We start from the raw sequence: 18131 nt of genomic DNA on the forward strand, positions 1-18131 counted from the left end.
TCAACTTTAATCAAGTTCACGACAACCCCATGGCTAGAGAAGCACATTACGACCTAACCGAGCCTGAGAAGCGCGACCTCATCAAGCTCATCGAGCAGGGTCGGCCTCTCCCCGAAAAATACCGCTTTCTTCTCTTTGAGGATAAGCGGGAGGTGGAGCTTGTCTGGAATGGAAAGAGCCGAGATGTCTGCACGGCTGTCCTTCCATTTCAGACTCTTGAGCATATCGATGAGCCACGGAGAGAGAAGGCTCAGGAGGAAGAGCTGGGTTTTGACATGGGAGGTCGTCAGGTCAAAGGGTGGACGAATAAACTCATCTGGGGTGACAACAAGCTCATTCTCGCCTCGCTGAAGAGCGGAGCCCTACGGAGGCAGATTGAGGATGCCGGGGGTTTAAAGCTCATCTATATCGACCCTCCTTTCGATGTCGGAGCCGACTTCTCCATGGATATCGAGATAGGAGGGGAGACCTTCCACAAGGAGCCGAACTTACTAGAGCAAATCGCCTACCGGGACACCTGGGGTCGTGGAGCCGACTCCTTCATCTCCATGATTTATGAGCGGCTTATCCTGATGCGGGATTTGCTGCATGAGGAGGGGAGTATTTTTGTTCATATAGGCCCGAAGCTCGCACCACATACACGCCTGATTTGTGACGAGCTATTTCAAAACAAAAATTTATTGGGCGAGATTGTTTGGCAAAGAACAGACCCACACAACGATGCGGTAAATAAGTTGGGTGTGGTAACAGATAGAATCCTATGGTTTGAGAAAAGCGACCGGAATTACTACAATTCCGATATTGAGCGAACTGCTCTTTCTGATTCTGCGGAAGCTGAATATTCACTCCTTGAACTAGAAAATGGAGAAGTTGTGAATTACAGAGGCAATGAATCCGAGAAGGGAAAACGATTCAAACTTGAGAACGCGACTTGGAAAGGCAGTAAGAATAGGTTTGTTTGGAGAGGAGCCTCTCCATCGTCTAAAAGAGAATGGATTCATGACTTTCAAGGGATGGAAGACGCATTAGCTAAAGGTGAGCTATATCTTCGCAATGAAGAAGTTGGGTCTGCGCGTTGTGCAAAGCGGTATTTGGAGCAGGTTAAGGGTATACCACTTCAAGACATTTGGGATGAAGTTGGTCGCATGAAAGGCGGAACAGATTATCCAACCCAAAAGCCAGAGCGACTTTTAGAGAGAATTATTAATATTGCGTCAAAGGAGGGGGATTTGATTGCCGACTTCTTCTGCGGTTCGGGTACGACCGCTGCGGTGGCTGAAAAGCTGGGTCGCAAGTGGATTGCCACCGACCTGGGAAAATTCGGTATTCATACGACCCGAAAACGACTCATCGGTGTTCAGCGGGAGATGAAAACCTCCGGTAAATCCTTTCGCGCATTTGAGGTGCTGAATCTTGGGCGCTATGAGCGCCAAGCCTATCTGAATATTTCAGGACGACTGACCGGAAAGAAGCGGGAGCAGGCCCTCGCCAAGAAGGAGAATGATTTTAGAGAATTGATTCTTAAAGCCTATAAAGCAGAACCCCTGTCAGAATCCGGATTTTTTCATGGGAAGCAGGGCGGCAGGCTTGTCGTCATTGGTCCCATCAACCTTCCCGTTGGGCGACTCTTCGTTGAGGAAATCGTGATGGAGAGCCGGAAGCGCGGAGCGACACGGGTTGATATTCTCGCCTTCGAGTTTGAGATGGGTCTCTTTCCTGCTGTTCTTGAGGAAGCCAAATCAAAGGGAATCGACCTTGCTCCAAAAACGATTCCCCCAGAGGTCTTTGACCGTCGTGCAGTAGAGAGGGGCCAAGTCCGCTTCCACGATGTCGCCTACATCGAGGTGACTCCTCGCGTGGACAAACAGAATCCGCTCTTGCTGACAGTCGAGCTCTCCGATTTCTCCGTCTATTACTCGCAAGGCATCGCCGAGTCGATTGCTGCCGAGTTGAAGGAGGGCAAGAGCGAAGTGGTTTGCGAACAGGGACAGCTCATCAAGTTGAACAAGGACAAGGAGGGTGTTGTCACCCGTGATGTCTTGACCAAGAAATGGACCGACTGGGTTGATTACTGGGCCATCGACTTCGATTACGAGAGCAGGAAGGAAATCATCAAGGTCGCGAAGAACATGGGTGTCGAAGGGGCCCTTCCCGGTGCTGCTGACACAGCGGAGTTTCTCGACTTTGAGGAACGCTGGACTGGCGCCTACATCTTCGAGAATGAGTGGCAGAGTTTCCGAACCCGTAAGGACCGCGACCTTGAACTTGTTTCAGCCGCTCATACCTACGAGAAGCCGGGCCGCTACACCATCGCCGTCAAAGTCATCGACATCTTCGGTAACGACACCATGACCCTTATTCCAGTGACCGTAGGATAATCATGAAACACATGATCTATGCCTCAGCAACTTATAAGGCGTCGGCCTTTAACTGTCCTTTGTGCCATGCCTATTCAAACCAAGTATGGAGTATCACCTATAAAGTAGTAAGTCACCCAATGGGCATAAATGGGTTGGATATTTGCACTTGTTCTCACTGCCACGAATATTCCGTCTGGTTTAACGAGAATATGATATTTCCTTTTAACTCTATTGCGCCCCATGCCCATGCCGATCTACCAGTGGAAATAAAAGTTGATTATGAAGAAGCACGAACAATCTTCTCGATTTCGCCGAGGGGAGCATGCGCGCTTCTTCGTCTTTGTGTAGAGAAGCTATGCTGTCATCTCTTAGGCAGAAACGTGTCGATAAATACAGGAATAGGTGAACTGGTAAAAAATGGTTTAAATCAACAAGTCCAAAAGAGCATGGATACCATCAGAGTTTTAGGAAATGAAGCCGTTCATGCTGGTCAAATTGACATCAACGATGATCCCAATGTAGCGATAAAACTTTTTGGCCTGATTAATTTTATCTGTGAGGATCAAATAACTCGCCCGAGAGAAATAGATAAACTTTTCAACTCATTGCCTGAAGAGAAACTCAAAGGGATCGAAAATAGGGATAAGTAGCCATGATCGTTTACGTGCTTACCAATCCAGCGATGCCCGGTCTCGTGAAGATCGGGCGCACTGATAACACTGATGCAAATAGCCGCATTGGTCAGCTCTATACAACGGGCGTACCTGTCCCCTTCACGCTTGAGTATGCGTGCAAGGTCTCTAATCCCGACGATGTGGAGAAGGCGCTTCATATCGCCTTCGGTCCTCAGCGGATAAATCCAAAGCGCGAGTTCTTCCAGATCGAACCTGAGCAAGCCATTGCAATCCTGCGGCTACTCAATACGGAGGATGCCACAGAGGAAGTCTCTGCCCAGAAATCCGACATTGATCCAGAGTCAGCCCAAGCGGCAGTCGCTCTGAAATCCCGTCGCCCGAATCTGAACTTCCTAGAGGTAGGCATTCCGATCGGGTCAGTCCTTCATTCTACAGAAGATGACTCCACCGCCACGGTCATCTCAGCTAAGAAGGTAACTTTTAGCGGCGATGAAATGTCCCTGACCGCCGCTACGCGTATCATGCTCGGCCTCGACTACAGCGTGCAGCCCTCACCCTACTGGACCTACAACGGCCGTCCCCTACGCGATCTCTACAACGAGACTTATACCGCAGTAGATCAATAGATGGAAATTGAGGCCCCGGTATCCTTTACGAATCGTAGTAGCTTGCGGCTTCCCCTTGCCCAGTCACCCCTAGGCCACCTGGAACATTCACAAACATTTTTCCTGAGTTCTTGAGTTCCAAATTAAAAACCTCTGCGTCCTCTGCGCCTCCGCGCGAGTAAAATCCTAAATCTCCTTCTTGGTCTCTGCGATTGTTGACCCAGCCGTTACGGACGCGCGAGAACATTCACCAGAATCTCAAAGAGGCAGGTCTCCCTGCGGGCTCTCGTGATCTCATGAAGGCTTTTTGCGAGCGCCCTTCTTTTTTTCCGTGAAAAGAGTTCAGTTACTTGGTCCGAAGATCACGGCGTTCCCATTGTGGACACGGGTAACCGTTACGGGGCCACCATCGGGCCATGAGACGATCGAGCCGTTCCCCTTGGCATCGAGACGAGAATGGATATTACCAGTCTGCCTTGTGCCGTCCTTCAAGGTGATGTCGTAGACCCCGTTGTTCACCGTTCCCGATTGAATCTGGGAAGGGTTGACAGGTAGCCCGACGACTTGGGCTTGGATCGACTGGGTTGCAGAGAGGCAAATCGCCAAGAGTGTGAAGAGTTGGGATTTCATGAATTTATTTTCCGAGAAAAGGTAATCCGCCACTGCATCGATCTTTGTTGCCAGTCCCCCAATAGCCGCCGCTTCCGTCCGAGGAGATATGACCATCCTTGGTCCAATAACCTCCGCTCCCGTCTGAGCTGACATGACCATCCTTGGTCCAGTAGCCACCTTGACCATCAGAGGAAACATGCCCCCCCTTGGTCCAATACCCCCCGCTTCCATCTGAAGATACGTGACCATCCTTGGTCCAGTAGCCGCCATTTCCGTCTGAGCTGACATGACCGCACGGGGTCCAATATCCTCCGCTGCCATCCGAGGAGATGTGGTCGGCGAGTACCGAGCCCAAGGGAATAAGGAGGAGAGCTGCGATCAGGAGAGGGTTTGAGTTCATGACGACACTATCGCACACCTACTAAGTCGCTGAGTGTCCTAGGTCTGAAGAAAGGTGGAAAGGTGGAAAAGTGGAAAGGTGGAAAGGTGGAAGGGTTGAAGGGTGGAAGGGTTGAAGGGTTGAAGGGTGGAAGGGTGGAAGGGTGGACGGGTGGAAGGGTTGAAGGGTTGAAGGGTTGAAGGGTTGAAGGGTTGAAGGGTTGAAGGGTTGAAGGGTTGAAGGGTTGAAGGGTTGAAGGGTTGAAGGGTTGAAGGGTTGAAGGGTTGAAGGGTTGAAGGGTTGAAGGGTTGAAGGGTTAAAAGGTGGAAAGGTGGAAAGGTGGAAAGGTGGAGAGGTGCATACGTAGGCGTGGGAACGCCTCGGATAGATCCCGCAGAGGCGGGACCCGAAGGGTGAACCAATTCTCTGGGAAGAGATGCGGAGAAATTGCCTCTAAGGCAAGCCCGTGAGGGCGGCACCGCTTTGCTGGAGCAAAGTGCCGTTCAACTGAGCGGGAGCGAACGAGTCCAAGGCTGAAGGCCGAAGGCTGTTAGGCTGTTAGGCTGTTAGGGGGAAACTAGGGAGATGGACGAAGCTGGAAGAGTAGCCAGATGACACGGGATTAGCTTGAAAGTGAGGGGGTTTTGGAGGATTGGATAGTCGTGAGGATTAATCCGTCCAGAATCTCAACCAGCCCAAGCTGGAGGAAGTCGGTTGTCCTGACGAAGGGACAGCGCCTTGGAGCACGCTGGGCGACCTTGATCGAGAAACTGGAAGGCGATCCCTCGGTGACTCCGAGACTTAAGGATCAGGCTTTGGCCTGTCTCTGTGCCTACAAGGGGCTGAATTATGAGCATGAACGAGCCGCGGCAAGATGAGTGCTTGGTGAAGCCGCAGCCATCGCATACCTCAAGGTCCTCCTGGCTTTCTGAGGTCGTGTGAAGGGGGAGCTTTTACGCCCCCTTGAAGAGTCGTAGGGCGTTCTCTTCAGGGAGGCCGGCATCGAGGATCCGCTGCGCTGCTTTCTGAATGTCGTAGCTGACACGACGCAGGGTAAAGCTGTGCTCCTCAGGGTGGTAGATGCCGTAGGTGGCTCGCGTGGAGCCATCGCGGGGTTGGCCGACCGAACCGACATTGATCGCGCACGCTCTGGTGCGGTCGAGCAGGACCTCACCCTCGCCGGGAATGCCGAAGCCGACATCCAGATCTCCTTTGAGCAATGCGATCTCGGGCTTGTGGGTGTGGCCGAAGAAGCTCACCGGAGTACGTTGCTTCTCAAAGTGCCGGAGGAAGTCCGTACTCCCCTTCAGGTACTCGAAGGAGTCTGGCATGTGTAGTGTGGCGTGGACGATGGTGATCGCTCCCACCTCGGCACTCAGCGGCAGGGAGCGGATCCATTGCTTTTCCTCTTTGGTAAGGGCCTTCTGGGCGTGGAGTATCCCGTCACGGACGCGCCGTTCTAAGTTGTAGTCATCGAGATTCACCAGGGTGTAGGCGTCATGGTTGCCGATCACCGTGGCCTTGGAGCGCTCCCTCACGAGACGGAGGCACTCTGCCGGAGCGGCTCCGTACCCGACGATGTCTCCGAGGCAGAGGATCTCGGTGATTCCCTGCTGGTCGATGTCTCTGAGGACGGCCTGGAGGGCGTCGATGTTGGCGTGAATATCGGATATGAGGGCGGTTTTGGGCATGGGGTAGGCGGAGGGTTAGAAGGATAAAAAGGTTAAAAGTTAGAACGTACGAAGGCGGAGGAGGCGACCGAAGCGGATGAGGATGGGCAGAGAATTAGCCACATAAGGCACAAGAGGCACAGCGAAGGAGAAGAAGTGGGCTAGGTCTCAAATACCTGAACGTCGATGGTGAGGGTGACGAGGGAGCCGTCGGGGAGTTTGGCTGTAAAGACGTTGTAGGGGACGGCGTCCCAGACGTGGATCAGCTGGCCTCTTGTTTCCTTGCTCCAGACGCCGGGATCACTCTCGTGGAAGCCCTGACGGGTGAAGAAGGTTCTGATCTCTTTGAGCGTGGCCTCCCTGCCCCAGATAAAGGGCTGGGAAATGACCACTTGGGGGATCGGGTTGTCCAGGTAGACTATCCCCTCTAGGCGGATGTCGTCGTAGAAGTACCTGTTCTGGCCATCAAGGCCCAAGAGATAGTCGCCCGCATTCAAGGAATGGCCGACGGCTCCGTTCCCGAAGTCATCGGCGTGGGTGAGCTTGATGACTCTGGCCGAATGATGATCGCCCCAGACGGTGTGCTCGCTGCCGTCACCTACAAAGGGGCGGCCATTGATAACGGTACCCCGGAACATCTCGGGATCCAGGATGAGCCTTTTCTGGTCAGCCCAGGACTCAAGGGCTCTTATCTCCCGGAGTCCGATCTCGCGTCTTTCCGCTTGGCTGACTTCTTCCCCTCTCCGAAACCGTTGAGAGAGGCCTGGGCTAGCATCTGCTTTGCTGTGATCTTTCGATCGAAGGAGAGCAAGCGCGCCTGCAAGGTTCTCTCGTGTGTCTCGGGCGGGTGATTTCGTGTCGGGTTCTCCGTATTCATTGGTGTGGATGAGGCGTGGGCTGGGTGTTGTGGTGGTGGTTCTTTTCAAGGCGTGGATGGGTGCTTGTTGTTTGGAGGAGGGTGGATTGGGTTATCGGGTTTTGGTAATGGGGTATCGGGGGTAGAGTCCGTTGATTACTCGAGGTCCGGCTTCAGTAGCTTCAGGGCTCCAGACACATCCTCCTTGGCCAGTAGCTTCTCGATCGCACGGACCAGCTTTGCCTCTGGCCAGATGGTCCATGAAGCGTAGGGCTGTCCCAAAGTACGGTCCCCCTGCCACATATGCTCCCAGGAACCACCAAAGCGCCATGGGCGGGAGGGAACGATCAGGTGGGGGTATGTCCTCAGGAACTGCAGGGGGACAATCGTTCCCCGAACCCCATGCTCGTCCATCTCCAGGTCATCGATACGTGCCAAGCAGATGAACCTTTCTCTGTAAATGACCTTGCTCTCGTGGAGATTCTCAAAGAAGGGAGCCCAAATGGAGCGACGGAAAACCGGGTCGCCATAGTCGTATCTCAGGTCAGGGTGTTTTTTTTGGAGTTCTTTCAGGGTCATAGGGCTTTTGGTTGGTTGGTTGTTGCTGTTTCTGTGACGGGCATGGTTTTGCGAAAAACACACACCCCTCTACCCTATGTGTTTGATTTCCGAAGGATCAGTGACCCCATGGATTGCAGCCTTTGCCCCCCGGGGTCCAAAAACCGCCATGGCCGTCTGAGCTGACATGTCCGCTCGGGGTCCAGTAACCACCTTGGCCATCTGAAGAAACATGACCTTTTCGAGTCCAGTAACCGACCTGACCATCAGAGGAGACATGGCCGTTACGCGTCCAGTAACCACCTTGCCCGTCCGAGGAGACATGACCTTCACGTGTCCAGTAGCCGCCCTGACCGTCGGAGGAGACATGTCCGCAACTTGTCCAGTAACCACCCTGACCATCGGAGCTGATATGGTCGCCGGCCAGCGCCACACCGAGGCCTACGCAGGGGAGAATGAGAACTGTGGTGAGGAGAAGCTTCAGGTTCATACTCCAATGTAGCACGTGATACCGGACACCAAGCGTCCTAGGTCTGAAGTCGAGCGTCGAGTAGTCGAGAGTCGAGATGTCGAACCAAGCTCCACGGATAGAGCGCGGCAGACTACGTCGCAGTCGTATCTCCAACGAGGAGGCACTGCTTTGCGGGAGCAAAGTGTCGTAAAAGCCAAAGGTTGTAGACCTGTTAGCGGGAAACTAGGGAGAGGATAAAAGGCTGTTAGGGGGGATGAAGGGCGCCTTGCCGTTTTTTTATCCCAAGCTATACTTGAGCCATGGCTGAATCTTCACAGGTTATCAAGGACGCCGATACTGAGGCGCTGGAGTTGCAGGAAGCCCTTAAGTCTGTTGGGGAATCCCTCCGTTCGGCTGTCGTGAATGTCTTGGGGGGAAAGATGACCTATGGTCAGTTCAAGGCGATCCATCAGAGCAAGAAGCAGGCGGCCAAACCTGAAGCCGTGCGTGGCTGAGAGGAAACCAGTTCTTGTTGTGATTGCGGGACCAAATGGTTCCGGGAAAACAGTTCTCACTGATATTCTGAGAGGACGTCATGATTGGACTGAGGGTCTTGTTGAGGTGAATCCAGACAGGATTGCCCAAGAGGAATTCGGTGATTGGAATAATCCCAAAGCAATACTTAAAGCTGCAGAAAAAGCGGAAAAAATCCGTGAGGAATGTCTCCTTACGAAGCAGGGATTGCTCTTTGAGACGGTTCTTTCGACTCCCGGTAAGGTTGAATTTATGAGGAGAGCCAAGCAGGCTGGATTCTTTGTGCGTCTTGTCTATGTAGCGACTGACAGCCCTGAGATTAATGTGATGAGAGTTGCATGGCGTACCGCCCGAGGGGGCCATGATGTTCCGGAGGATAAGATCGTGAAGCGATATGCCAGATCATTGAATCTTGCCGTAGATGCGGCTCGAGTGGCTGACCGAGCTTATTTTGTTGATAACTCTAGGGACGCGGAGAATTCGATGGAAATGACTGCTCCCTTTACGGTCTTTCGCACGGTGGATGGTATGGTGGCCAAGGAGTATGTGGAATCGGATAATCTCCCATCTTGGACTGTTCCCATCCATGAGGCTCTCATGGGATGATCTAACTCTGCGATCTCTGCACCTCTGCGCGAGACACTCGGTTGGCCACAAGATGCACAGGAAGCACAAGTGGGGAGGGGCCATCAATTAGACCGAAGGCTTTTAGGGAGATGAAGGGCGCCATGCCGATGTCCTGCATTTGGGCTAGGATTACTCCATGACAACGCTTACGGACTTCATGAGCCCGAAGAACTTGTGAGCCTCCTCCGGAACGCGGCAATGGTCCCGGGAGATCGCGCAATGCGGTTGGGATCATACCGATATGATCGAGGTGGATGAGGAAAAGAAAAGAATAAGTAGTTAGATTAGGTGTCCGGAGTTGAAGTCCCGACAGCTGAGCGGAAGATGAATTTGTAACCTATGAGTATCAAGTCCCACAAAGCACGCTCTTGGAACTATGAAGACGAGTTGAGGGGACTTCAGGTTGAGTTGGCACACTTGCAAGCTTGGGTTGTAAAGAGTGGTGCGCGCATTGTTGTGGTGTTCGAAGGACGAGACGCTGCTGGCAAGGGCGGGATGATCAAGCGGATCACCGAGCGTCTCAGTCCTCGGGTATTCCGCATCGTGGCGCTGCCCACACCGACCGATCGCCAGAAGACGCAGCTCTACATGCAGCGTTACATGGAGCAAATGCCAGCGGCCGGCGAGGTCGTGATTTTCGATCGTAGTTGGTACAACCGCCCGGGCGTTGAGAGGGTGATGGGCTTTTGCAGCGAGCGCGATGCCAAGCGCTATCTGGAACTGACACCGCATTTTGAGGCTTATATGATCGATTCCGGAATCACGCTCGTTAAGTACTTCCTGACCGTCAGTGAGGAGGAGCAGGAGAAGCGTTTCCGCCGCCGCATGCACGACCCCCTTAGGCAGTGGAAGCTCAGCCCTATGGACATTGAGTCCTATCGTCGCTGGTGGGATTACTCAGTCGCCTATGACGAGATGCTCCGAATGACGGACACTCCACAGTCGCCATGGTGGATAGTTCCGTCAGACGACAAAAAGCACGCGCGCATCAACTGTATATCGCACTTACTGAGCCTCATTCCGTACGAGAAGATCCCGTTCAAAAAACCTGTGCTTGGGAAGCGCAATAAACGACCCAAACGTTACGTTCCAGATAAGGCGGAGCGCAATGTGGTGCCGGCCATCTCGTGATTGATGTTCTGAACAACGAATACTGATCCACGCAATTACTATTTAGCTTAAGGAGCAACTCTATGGAGACATCGTCAAGGACTCAACAGGTCAACGAGACCGTGGCATGGCATGCGTTGGCAACCGACGATGTGGTCAAGCAACTGGCCACGCGAATCGACAAGGGACTTGATTCAGCGGAAGCCTCGATTCGGCTCCAGAAACACGGGCCGAATCTTTTGCCCCTGAGCAAAAAGCAGAGTTCGTTTATGCGTTTCTTGCTGCAATTCAATAATGTGCTCGTCTATGTGCTCATTGGCGCTGGACTGCTCAAGTTAGCACTTGGTCTCTGGCTTGATGCGTCGATCATTCTTGCCGTGGTGTTTCTCAATGCGCTCCTCGGCTTCATTCAGGAGGGCAAGGCAGCCGAGGCACTGGAGTCCATTGGAAAAATGCTCTCCGTTGATGCGCGCGCTGTACGCGACGGCGAAACACGCATGATCGCGGCCGATACGCTTGTCCCGGGCGATGTCGTCCTGCTCGAGTCGGGTGATAAGGTGCCGGCTGACCTACGCCTGGTCGATGTCAAGAATCTGCGCACCGAAGAAGCCGCCCTGACAGGCGAATCAGTGCCCGCCGACAAGTCTACGCAAGCTGTGGAGTCCAATGCCACGGTGGGCGACCGCGAGAGCATGGTTTTCTCAGGGACCATGGTTGTTTCCGGTCGCGCCACGGGAGTGGTCGTAGCCACTGGCAGCCACACCGAACTCGGACGCATCAATGCGTTACTGGCCAATGTTAATACGCTTGAGACGCCTCTGCTGCGCCAGATCAAGAAGTTCGGGTACAAGATCACGGGCGCCATCGCTGTCGTGGGGGCACTGGTTTTCGTCTTTGCCCGCATGGTCCGGGGTATGGAGTTCGTCGATGTTTTCCAGGCCGTCATCGGTATCGCCGTTTCGATTATTCCAGAAGGACTTCCTGCCATCATTACGATCACGCTGGCCATTGGAGTACAGCGCATGGCCCAGCGCAATGCGATCATTCGCCGTCTTCCTGCGGTGGAGACGCTTGGCTCGGTGTCACGCATCTGCTCGGACAAGACTGGCACCCTGACGCTGATGGAGATGATGGTGGTCTCAGCCGTCACGGCCGAGGCAAGTTACCAGATCAGTGGCGACGGTTATGCGCCTGAGGGCAACGTCACCCGGGACGGAGAACCCCTCCGTGAGGACTCGGTTCTGCAACTCGTCGGCCGCGTCTCGATGCTATGCAATGATGCCGAAATTCGAAAAGAAGAAGGCGTCTGGAAGGTTGAGGGTGACCCAACAGAAGGCGCTCTCTACCCCTTCGCAAATAAGCTTGGTATGGAGCGCAGCGTAGAGCAAGCCACCTACAAGCGCGTCGATTTGATCCCGTTCGAGTCCGAGCATCGATTCATGGCTACCCTCAATGAGGGTGCCGATGGAGGGCAGATGTTGCTCGTCAAGGGGGCTCCTGAAGTAATTCTCGAGCACTGTAGCCATCAGCAGTTGCAGAACGGCGAGATCGTGCCAATCAATCGCGCTTATTTCGTACAGGCGTCGGACAAGTTAGCCGGACAGGGCGAACGGGTGCTGGGTATTGCCTGGCTTGCGAACCCCACAGGTCTTAACGTCGGCACCCTTGCTCCGGCTGATTTGCCGCGCAATCTGGTGCTGCTAAGCCTGATCGGCCTACTTGATCCGCCACGCAAGGAGGCGATTGAGGCGGTTAAGGAATGTCACGCTGGCGGCATCCGAGTGACGATGATCACCGGTGACCACAAGATCACCGCCGCGGCCATTGCCAAGATGCTTGGTATCGGCGACGGCAAAACAGCGATGGAGGGTGTGGAGGTTGAGAAACTCGATCTGGCCGAACTGCGCAAGAGTGTCATGAGGGTCGACGTATTCGCCCGATCCAGTCCCGAGCACAAGCTGCGGTTGGTGGAGGCGATTCAGGCAAACGGGCAGATCGTCGCCATGACCGGTGATGGCGTCAACGACGCCCCCGCGTTGAAGAAAGCAGACATCGGCGTAGCCATGGGCATCAAGGGCACTGAGGTCACCAAGGAGGCGGCTGAAATGGTGCTTGCCGACGATAACTTCGCGTCCATCAGTGCGGCAGTCAAAGAAGGGCGCACGGTATACAATAATATCGAAAAGGCGATCCTGTTCCTGCTTCCGACCAATGTAGCGCAGGGTCTGGTGATCATGGTCGCGATCATCATGGATTTCACGATGCCGATCACGACGCCTCAGATTCTGTGGGTCAATATGATCACCTCCGTAGCGCTTGGTCTGGTTTGCGCATTCGAACCGCACGAACTAAATGTGATGAAGCTCCCCCCACGCGCCGTGGATCGTCCTCTGCTAACCGGCTTTGGTCTCTGGCGCGTGATCTTCGTCGGCCTGGCGCTGCTAACCTATACGCTGTGGGCGTTCTTCTGGATGAAGGGTCAGCATGTGTCCGACGCGATGGCACGCACGGTGGCCGTCAACGCGATCACCATCGGCCAGTGCTTCTATCTCCTCAACAGCCGATACCTGATCGACAGCTCGGTCTCCATACGGGCTCACCTTGAAAACAAGTACCTGCCGATTGGCATCGGTGCGGTCATTGTGCTGCAACTGATGTTCACGTACCTGCCGCCGCTACAACGCATCTTCGAAACTGAGGCGGTGCCACTTTATGTGTGGCCCTGGCTGCTGGGCGGCGGCCTGCTGTTCTTCTTCTTTGTTGAGGCTGAAAAAATGACGATTCGATTTTATCGCAAGTCCTCATTGTCCGCCGCAGTTGTGGTCGGGTCCGGCGGACTTAGCGCAACGCCTGAGTGCGATGAGCGACATGGGAACCTTTAAGGTCCAAGTGACACGATAACCTTAATAGGATTTATCGGTCAGTAATCCTTCAATATCAAGCTGGGAGCTTAACGGTTCTGCCTCTTCAACCCCCTTCCTTAATCTTCTCTGCGTCCTCTGCGCCACCGCGCGAGTAAAAGGCTTTGAAGTTTCCTAGACGGCAAAACTCCAAGCCTTATTCTGGGGAATGGAGATAGAGGCACCGATACCTTTTCAGAAACGCACAAGCCTGAGATTGCCTCTGGTCTCAGCCTCGGTAGAAGCAGGGTTTCCTTCGCCGGCAGACGACCACATGGAGCGTGGGATCGATCTGAATGAGGAGCTGATCCGCAATCCAGCTGCTACTTTCTTGGTCCGGGTGAAGGGGGAGTCCATGCGCGATGCCGGGATCCATGCGGGGGATGTCCTGATCGTGGATAAGTCGCTCACTCCGACCGATCGGAAGATCGTGGTGGCGATGATCGACGGGAACTTCACGGTGAAGCGGTTCAGAAAAACCAATGGGCGGATCTTCCTAGAGGCGGCGAACTCTTCCTTCGAGCCTATCGAGGTGACGGAGGGGCAAGAGCTCACGATCTTCGGGGTGGTCTCCTACATCATTCACCAGGCGAGGTAGGGGATGATTGCCCTCGTCGATTGCAACAACTTCTTCTGCTCGTGCGAGCGGGTCTTCAACCCGGTGCTCCAGGGTAAGCCGGTCGTGGTGCTCTCGAATAATGACGGCTGCATCATCTCCCGGAGTGAGGAGGCTAAGGCGATAGGCATTCCCATGGGTGCGCCACTGCATGAGCAGCAGGAGGTGATCCGGAAGCACGGTGTCCAGGTCTTCAGCTCCAACTACACGCTCTACGGCGATATGTCGGCGCGGGTGATGTCGATCCTGCGGGATGAAGTGCCGGCCATGGAGGTCTACTCGATCGATGAGGCATTCCTACAGCTGCCGAATAACTTTAGCGAAGAGAACGCACGAGCCCTGAGAGCGAAGATCCTCCAGTGGACAGGTATTCCTGTTTGCATCGGGATCGGATCGACCAAGCTCCTGGCCAAGCTCGCCAACCGACACGCGAAGAAGAACAAGGCGCTCACGGGGGGAGTCTTCGATCTGACTCACTTCTGGGATCCGGACGGGATCATGGCAGAAACTCCCACGGACGGTCTCTGGGGTGTGGGCAAGAACCTGGCACTCCGACTCAAGGGGATGGGGATCAAGACGGCCCTGGATTTCCAGCATGCGGATCCTGCGGCGATCAGGAAGAGCATGGGTGTCGTGGGAGAGCGTCTCTTCCGTGAGCTCAACGGTATTCCCTGCCTGGCGCTGGAGGAGATGCCGCCCGATAGGAAGGGGGTGATGGCGAGCAGGTCCTTCGGGAGTGCTGTGGAGTCCCTGGAGGAGCTGGAAGAGGCCCTTGCCAATCATGTGGCCCGTGCGAGCGAGAAGATCCGCAGGTTCGGACTCTTCGCGACTCGGATGGAGGTCTTCCTCCAGACCAACCGGTTCAAGAAGGAGGAGCCTCAGTATTCACCGGGCATAGGAATCACACTGGATCACCCCACGCATTCCACATCGGAGCTGATGACCGTGGCCCGCGCTCTGCTCAAACGGATCTATAGGCCGGGCTACCTCTACAAGAAGACGGGGATCCAGCTGGTCAACCTAGTGGACGAGGATGCCTACCAGCCCGGTCTCTTCGATGCGCCGAAGAGTCGGATCGACGTGGACAAGATCGTGGATGAGCTCAACCGCCGACTGGGCGACCCCAAGAACCCCGTCATCACGCGCGCCTCCCAAGGAACCGAGCGATCAGCCAGTGGCGTGAGTGAGAGGAAAGCCTGGAAGATGAAATCCGAGCGCCACTCACCCCACTACACGACCGACTGGAACGAGCTGCCGGTGGCGAAGGGGTAGGGTAGATACCCGCCTTGCCGATGTCCTGCACCTGAGTTAGGACCTCTTTATGCAGTTCCCGGAAATCGACAGAATTACGATCGAGGCCGGTAAGCGCACGGGTATGCCTCAATGGAGGAAGACTCAGTCAGCGTTGCCTCCAGGTCCAAAGCTGGAAAAAATCGCAAGGCTGATCCAAGAGACGCGGCAGTTGGAGACCATTAAGCGCCATGCAACGCGTCTGTGATGTTCTTGAGGAACTGACTCAAGAAGGAATTCTTGGCAATTACGCCATAGGGGGAGCTACGGCGGCGGGGTTCCACGGGGAGCCGCTTGCTACTAGGGATGTGGATGTCTTTGTTTTCCTCTCCGGGGGGAGTGATTAGGTGTCGGTCTCGCTAGAACCCCTTTTCAAAAATCTCAAGGGGAAGGGCTTTGATACCTTCGAGGAGGAGGCGCTGATGATCCATGGCCTGCCAGTTCAGTTTCTCACCGCTTTGGGGGCTCTGGAGGAGGAGGCGGTCAGGGATGCGATGATCGTGGAGTGGGAGGGGCATCGGATGAGGGTGATGAGGCCCGAGCATCTGGCGGCTATCGCATTAACGGTAGGACGACCGAAGGATCGCGCCCGGGTGGTTTATCTGACTTCCCTGGAAGGTTTCGATAAAGCTCGTTTCCGGGAAATCCTAGCCCTTCACGGGTTGACAGACCGGTGGCACTCGTGGGCTTCGGCTCTGGGCCTTTGAGGTCTTTGAGGTCTGATCACATCCCATCGAAGAGACCAGCCGGTTATCCTGCCGCCGTGCTCGGATTGAGGGGCGTCCAAGTGATCCTGGTTGGGGTCTCTCTTGTGGTGGTGTTGGAAGTGCTCATCGGGTCACCTACTCTTCGTAGTGGGCTGCCTCGCAGAGAAGGGAATCCCTGAGGACCCGTGCTATGCCGGAGTCGCTCGTGTGGAGGCTCCTGCGGACACGCCTCTTGGTGAAGTCCGGAAGGTGCTCGGTGTAGTGGCACCACCAAGTGCCGTTATTGTTCCACAAATGGTGGAACGGGTTGTCTGTGGTCCTGATGGAGAGGACTGGCCTGTCGGTGGTGGCTGTAGCTGTGCTCATGGGTGTGGTGTGTGGGTTGCACACCAGGAACCCGGACAACAAAAAAGCGCCTCCTTGATCGGATGATCAGGAAAGGCGCTTGAGATAAGCCTGGAGAGATTTTTGTTCGGAGGATTTCTCCCTCCGCACATCGAATGACTTTCGCCATTCAGCCACCGTAGGATTTCTCCGTCCCCGGTTGGCAGCCTTTGGTGTTATCCAAAGGCATTCCTGATGTTGAAAAAGACTTTATCACCCTCTACTGAGGAATGCAAATCCCCCGTGTGTCATAAGGAAGCTAAGCGATAGACTTACCTACGAGACCTAGCTCGTTTCCTTATTTCCAGAGTAGTTTACTATTGTGGCAGGTGCTCTCACAGCTTTCGGTTTCGGGTTTTTCTACTTCGTGGGGGCCATTCCCGCCGGGGTGGCTGCCCATGCACCGCTCTGGATCGCTGCTCTGGCGGCGTGGCTTGGCTATAGCGCCGGGGGCATGGTGATTCTGGTCGCTGGAGCGCCGATCCGTGCCTGGATCACAAGAAAGCTAAAAATCAATCCGAAGCCGGATCCCTCGAAGTTCTTCTGGAGGATCTGGCACCGCTTCGGTCTCTGGGGACTGGCTTTGGTCGCTCCGGTATCGGTTGGCCCTCAGGTTACCGCGATCCTTGCCCTGGCGATGGGGGAGCCTCCCCGAAGAATCCAGTTGGCTATCTCGCTGGGCATTATTCCTTGGGTCCTGTTGTCCGGGTACCTGACCTCCCTCGGATTCAACATTTTTAAATGACAAGGGACAAAAGATGAGCCACTCAACCCTCTCTGCCAAACTAGCCAACAGCGAGCTTCCCGGCGGAAGCTCCGCCATCGGAAAGCCACTGGGAAAGACTCTCGGAAAAAGGATTCTGATTGTCTCGGCCAGCGCCGGAACAGGACATCTCAGGGCGGCGGCAGCCTTGGAAAAGGCCTTCCGGGGGATGCCCGATGTCGAGGAGGTTCGCTCAATCGATGCGCTGAAATACACGAATCGACTATTCCGTGATTTCTATTCGAAGCTCTACACCCAGCTTGTGGCGAAGGCCCCCACTTTTCTGGGATGGTGGTACAAGACAAGCGGCGAGCCGTGGAAGACGGACAAGATGCGCCTGATGCTTGACCGCCTGAACACGGCCCCCCTGATCAGGCAGATCACGGCGTTCAATCCTGACATCACTGTCTGCACGCACTTTCTTCCGGCCACGCTGATTTCCTACCTCATAGCCGAAAAGCATCTCCAGGCCCGTCTCTCCATCGTGGTGACTGATCTTGATTTCCACGCGATGTGGCTCTCGAGGACATTTCACCGCTATTTTGTGGCGCTCGAGGAAACAAAGATCCATCTGCAGAAACTGGGCCTCCCTGGAGATCGGATCACGGTGAGCGGAATTCCCATCGACCCCTCGTTCCATGCGCACAGTCCGGAGGAACAACGAGCGGTCCGGATCGGACTCAGACTCGATCCCTCACTGCCAGTCCTGCTCGTGTCGGCGGGTGCGTTGGGAGCGAGCCCGGCCGAGATCATTCTCGAAGAACTTTTCGAGCTTAAGCGGTCGGTCCAGATCGTTCTTCTTGCCGGACAAAACGAGGACTTAAGGAAGAGGCTGGAGGTCATGGCCGCCGCGTCAGCCTCGCCGATGATCCGTGTTACGGTGATCGGCTACTCAACGGAGATGAGCCGTTGGATGGGGGCGGCTACGCTCCTGATCGGGAAGCCTGGCGGAATGACGATTTCCGAGGCGATGGCCTCCGGACTACCGATGGTGATCGTCTCCCCGATCCCCGGACAGGAGGAGCGCAACAGCGACCAACTTCTCGAAAAGGGGATGGCTATCAAGTGCAATGA

General features: G+C 54.8%; 21 protein-coding genes and 1 riboswitch. Of the genes, 14 read left to right on the top strand and 7 right to left on the bottom strand.

The window, feature by feature from the left end; genetic code table 11:
• The first annotated feature begins 29 nt into the window (after positions 1–29).
• Genes K8R57_05660 through K8R57_05670 form a run of 3 tightly spaced genes read left to right on the top strand, consistent with a single transcriptional unit; the run spans position 30 to position 3621 of the window.
• The gene (locus K8R57_05660; protein MCE9587782.1) at positions 30–2378 is read left to right on the top strand and encodes a site-specific DNA-methyltransferase; all 2349 of its coding nucleotides are present in this window, start codon (positions 30–32) and stop codon (positions 2376–2378) included.
• A gap of 2 nt (positions 2379–2380) precedes the next feature.
• Positions 2381–3010: a DUF4145 domain-containing protein gene (locus K8R57_05665; GenBank protein MCE9587783.1), complete on the top strand. Its 630-nt coding sequence runs from the start codon at positions 2381–2383 to the stop codon at positions 3008–3010.
• Between the two features lie 2 nt (positions 3011–3012).
• Complete coding sequence (locus K8R57_05670; GenBank protein MCE9587784.1) at positions 3013–3621, top strand: GIY-YIG nuclease family protein; 609 nt, start codon at positions 3013–3015, stop codon at positions 3619–3621.
• 321 nt (positions 3622–3942) lie between these two features.
• On the opposite strand, the gene K8R57_05675 is transcribed toward K8R57_05670, so the two are convergent.
• Together K8R57_05675 and K8R57_05680 are read right to left on the bottom strand one after the other, a co-directional pair.
• Positions 3943–4230 carry a hypothetical protein gene (locus tag K8R57_05675; GenBank protein ID MCE9587785.1) on the bottom strand — a complete coding sequence of 96 codons (288 nt, stop codon included), beginning with the start codon at positions 4228–4230 and terminating at the stop codon, positions 3943–3945.
• A gap of 4 nt (positions 4231–4234) precedes the next feature.
• Entirely contained in the window at positions 4235–4612 is a 378-nt protein-coding gene (locus tag K8R57_05680) for a hypothetical protein (GenBank protein MCE9587786.1), read from the bottom strand.
• Between the two features lie 641 nt (positions 4613–5253).
• On the opposite strand from K8R57_05680, the gene K8R57_05685 reads away from it, so the two are divergent.
• The gene (locus tag K8R57_05685) at positions 5254–5469 is read left to right on the top strand and encodes a hypothetical protein (GenBank protein MCE9587787.1); all 216 of its coding nucleotides are present in this window, start codon (positions 5254–5256) and stop codon (positions 5467–5469) included.
• 75 nt (positions 5470–5544) lie between these two features.
• On the opposite strand, the gene K8R57_05690 is transcribed toward K8R57_05685, so the two are convergent.
• The 4 genes from K8R57_05690 to K8R57_05705 all read right to left on the bottom strand — a co-directional run bounded on the left by K8R57_05690 (position 5545) and on the right by K8R57_05705 (position 8327).
• On the bottom strand, positions 5545–6282 hold the full coding sequence (locus K8R57_05690; GenBank protein ID MCE9587788.1) for a metallophosphatase family protein: 738 nt from the start codon (positions 6280–6282) through the stop codon (positions 5545–5547).
• Between the two features lie 140 nt (positions 6283–6422).
• Complete coding sequence (locus tag K8R57_05695; protein MCE9587789.1) at positions 6423–7187, bottom strand: hypothetical protein; 765 nt, start codon at positions 7185–7187, stop codon at positions 6423–6425.
• A gap of 86 nt (positions 7188–7273) precedes the next feature.
• Positions 7274–7696 carry a hypothetical protein gene (locus K8R57_05700; GenBank protein ID MCE9587790.1) on the bottom strand — a complete coding sequence of 141 codons (423 nt, stop codon included), beginning with the start codon at positions 7694–7696 and terminating at the stop codon, positions 7274–7276.
• A 97-nt stretch (positions 7697–7793) separates the two neighbouring features.
• Entirely contained in the window at positions 7794–8327 is a 534-nt protein-coding gene (locus K8R57_05705) for a hypothetical protein (GenBank protein MCE9587791.1), read from the bottom strand.
• 119 nt (positions 8328–8446) lie between these two features.
• Between K8R57_05705 and K8R57_05710 the strand changes: the two genes are divergently transcribed.
• The 8 genes from K8R57_05710 to K8R57_05745 all read left to right on the top strand — a co-directional run bounded on the left by K8R57_05710 (position 8447) and on the right by K8R57_05745 (position 15910).
• On the top strand, positions 8447–8641 hold the full coding sequence (locus K8R57_05710; protein ID MCE9587792.1) for a hypothetical protein: 195 nt from the start codon (positions 8447–8449) through the stop codon (positions 8639–8641).
• Positions 8634–9266: a zeta toxin family protein gene (locus K8R57_05715; protein MCE9587793.1), complete on the top strand. Its 633-nt coding sequence runs from the start codon at positions 8634–8636 to the stop codon at positions 9264–9266. The genes K8R57_05710 and K8R57_05715 overlap by 8 nt, the downstream gene beginning before the upstream one ends.
• A 360-nt stretch (positions 9267–9626) precedes the next feature.
• Positions 9627–10418, top strand: coding sequence for a polyphosphate kinase 2 (gene ppk2, locus K8R57_05720; GenBank protein MCE9587794.1), 792 nt, complete (start codon positions 9627–9629; stop codon positions 10416–10418).
• A gap of 62 nt (positions 10419–10480) precedes the next feature.
• Positions 10481–13279: an HAD-IC family P-type ATPase gene (locus tag K8R57_05725; GenBank protein MCE9587795.1), complete on the top strand. Its 2799-nt coding sequence runs from the start codon at positions 10481–10483 to the stop codon at positions 13277–13279.
• A gap of 187 nt (positions 13280–13466) precedes the next feature.
• Positions 13467–13895, top strand: coding sequence for a translesion error-prone DNA polymerase V autoproteolytic subunit (umuD, locus tag K8R57_05730; protein MCE9587796.1), 429 nt, complete (start codon positions 13467–13469; stop codon positions 13893–13895).
• Between the two features lie 3 nt (positions 13896–13898).
• Positions 13899–15185: a Y-family DNA polymerase gene (locus K8R57_05735; protein MCE9587797.1), complete on the top strand. Its 1287-nt coding sequence runs from the start codon at positions 13899–13901 to the stop codon at positions 15183–15185.
• A gap of 209 nt (positions 15186–15394) precedes the next feature.
• The gene (locus K8R57_05740; GenBank protein MCE9587798.1) at positions 15395–15550 is read left to right on the top strand and encodes a hypothetical protein; all 156 of its coding nucleotides are present in this window, start codon (positions 15395–15397) and stop codon (positions 15548–15550) included.
• Positions 15551–15910, top strand: coding sequence for a hypothetical protein (locus tag K8R57_05745; GenBank protein ID MCE9587799.1), 360 nt, complete (start codon positions 15551–15553; stop codon positions 15908–15910).
• 135 nt (positions 15911–16045) lie between these two features.
• Here K8R57_05745 and K8R57_05750 read toward each other — a convergent pair whose 3' ends face one another.
• The gene (locus K8R57_05750; protein MCE9587800.1) at positions 16046–16234 is read right to left on the bottom strand and encodes a hypothetical protein; all 189 of its coding nucleotides are present in this window, start codon (positions 16232–16234) and stop codon (positions 16046–16048) included.
• Positions 16235–16367: 133 nt separating this feature from the next.
• A riboswitch (SAM riboswitch) is annotated at positions 16368–16498 on the bottom strand.
• A 118-nt stretch (positions 16499–16616) separates the two neighbouring features.
• On the opposite strand from K8R57_05750, the gene K8R57_05755 reads away from it, so the two are divergent.
• Together K8R57_05755 and K8R57_05760 are read left to right on the top strand one after the other, a co-directional pair.
• On the top strand, positions 16617–17039 hold the full coding sequence (locus K8R57_05755) for a hypothetical protein (GenBank protein ID MCE9587801.1): 423 nt from the start codon (positions 16617–16619) through the stop codon (positions 17037–17039).
• Between the two features lie 13 nt (positions 17040–17052).
• A partial coding sequence (locus tag K8R57_05760) for a galactosyldiacylglycerol synthase (GenBank protein ID MCE9587802.1) occupies positions 17053–18131 on the top strand: 1079 nt, incomplete at its 3' end.

Source organism: Verrucomicrobiota bacterium, from assembly GCA_021413925.1.
Taxonomy (GTDB): Bacteria; Verrucomicrobiota; Verrucomicrobiia; order Chthoniobacterales; family UBA6821; genus UBA6821.

Bases quoted from the DNA above. Each gene is read 5' to 3' on its own strand.
- K8R57_05660 (MCE9587782.1), top strand. From the start codon at position 30: ATGGCTAGAGAAGCACATTACGACCTAACCGAGCCTGAGAAGCGCGAC.
- K8R57_05665 (MCE9587783.1), top strand. From the start codon at position 2,381: ATGAAACACATGATCTATGCCTCAGCAACTTATAAGGCGTCGGCCTTT.
- K8R57_05670 (MCE9587784.1), top strand. From the start codon at position 3,013: ATGATCGTTTACGTGCTTACCAATCCAGCGATGCCCGGTCTCGTGAAG.
- K8R57_05675 (MCE9587785.1), bottom strand. From the start codon at position 4,230: ATGAAATCCCAACTCTTCACACTCTTGGCGATTTGCCTCTCTGCAACC.
- K8R57_05680 (MCE9587786.1), bottom strand. From the start codon at position 4,612: ATGAACTCAAACCCTCTCCTGATCGCAGCTCTCCTCCTTATTCCCTTG.
- K8R57_05690 (MCE9587788.1), bottom strand. From the start codon at position 6,282: ATGCCCAAAACCGCCCTCATATCCGATATTCACGCCAACATCGACGCC.
- K8R57_05700 (MCE9587790.1), bottom strand. From the start codon at position 7,696: ATGACCCTGAAAGAACTCCAAAAAAAACACCCTGACCTGAGATACGAC.
- K8R57_05710 (MCE9587792.1), top strand. From the start codon at position 8,447: ATGGCTGAATCTTCACAGGTTATCAAGGACGCCGATACTGAGGCGCTG.
- ppk2 (MCE9587794.1), top strand. From the start codon at position 9,627: ATGAGTATCAAGTCCCACAAAGCACGCTCTTGGAACTATGAAGACGAG.
- K8R57_05725 (MCE9587795.1), top strand. From the start codon at position 10,481: ATGGAGACATCGTCAAGGACTCAACAGGTCAACGAGACCGTGGCATGG.
- umuD (MCE9587796.1), top strand. From the start codon at position 13,467: ATGGAGATAGAGGCACCGATACCTTTTCAGAAACGCACAAGCCTGAGA.
- K8R57_05735 (MCE9587797.1), top strand. From the start codon at position 13,899: ATGATTGCCCTCGTCGATTGCAACAACTTCTTCTGCTCGTGCGAGCGG.
- K8R57_05740 (MCE9587798.1), top strand. From the start codon at position 15,395: ATGCAACGCGTCTGTGATGTTCTTGAGGAACTGACTCAAGAAGGAATT.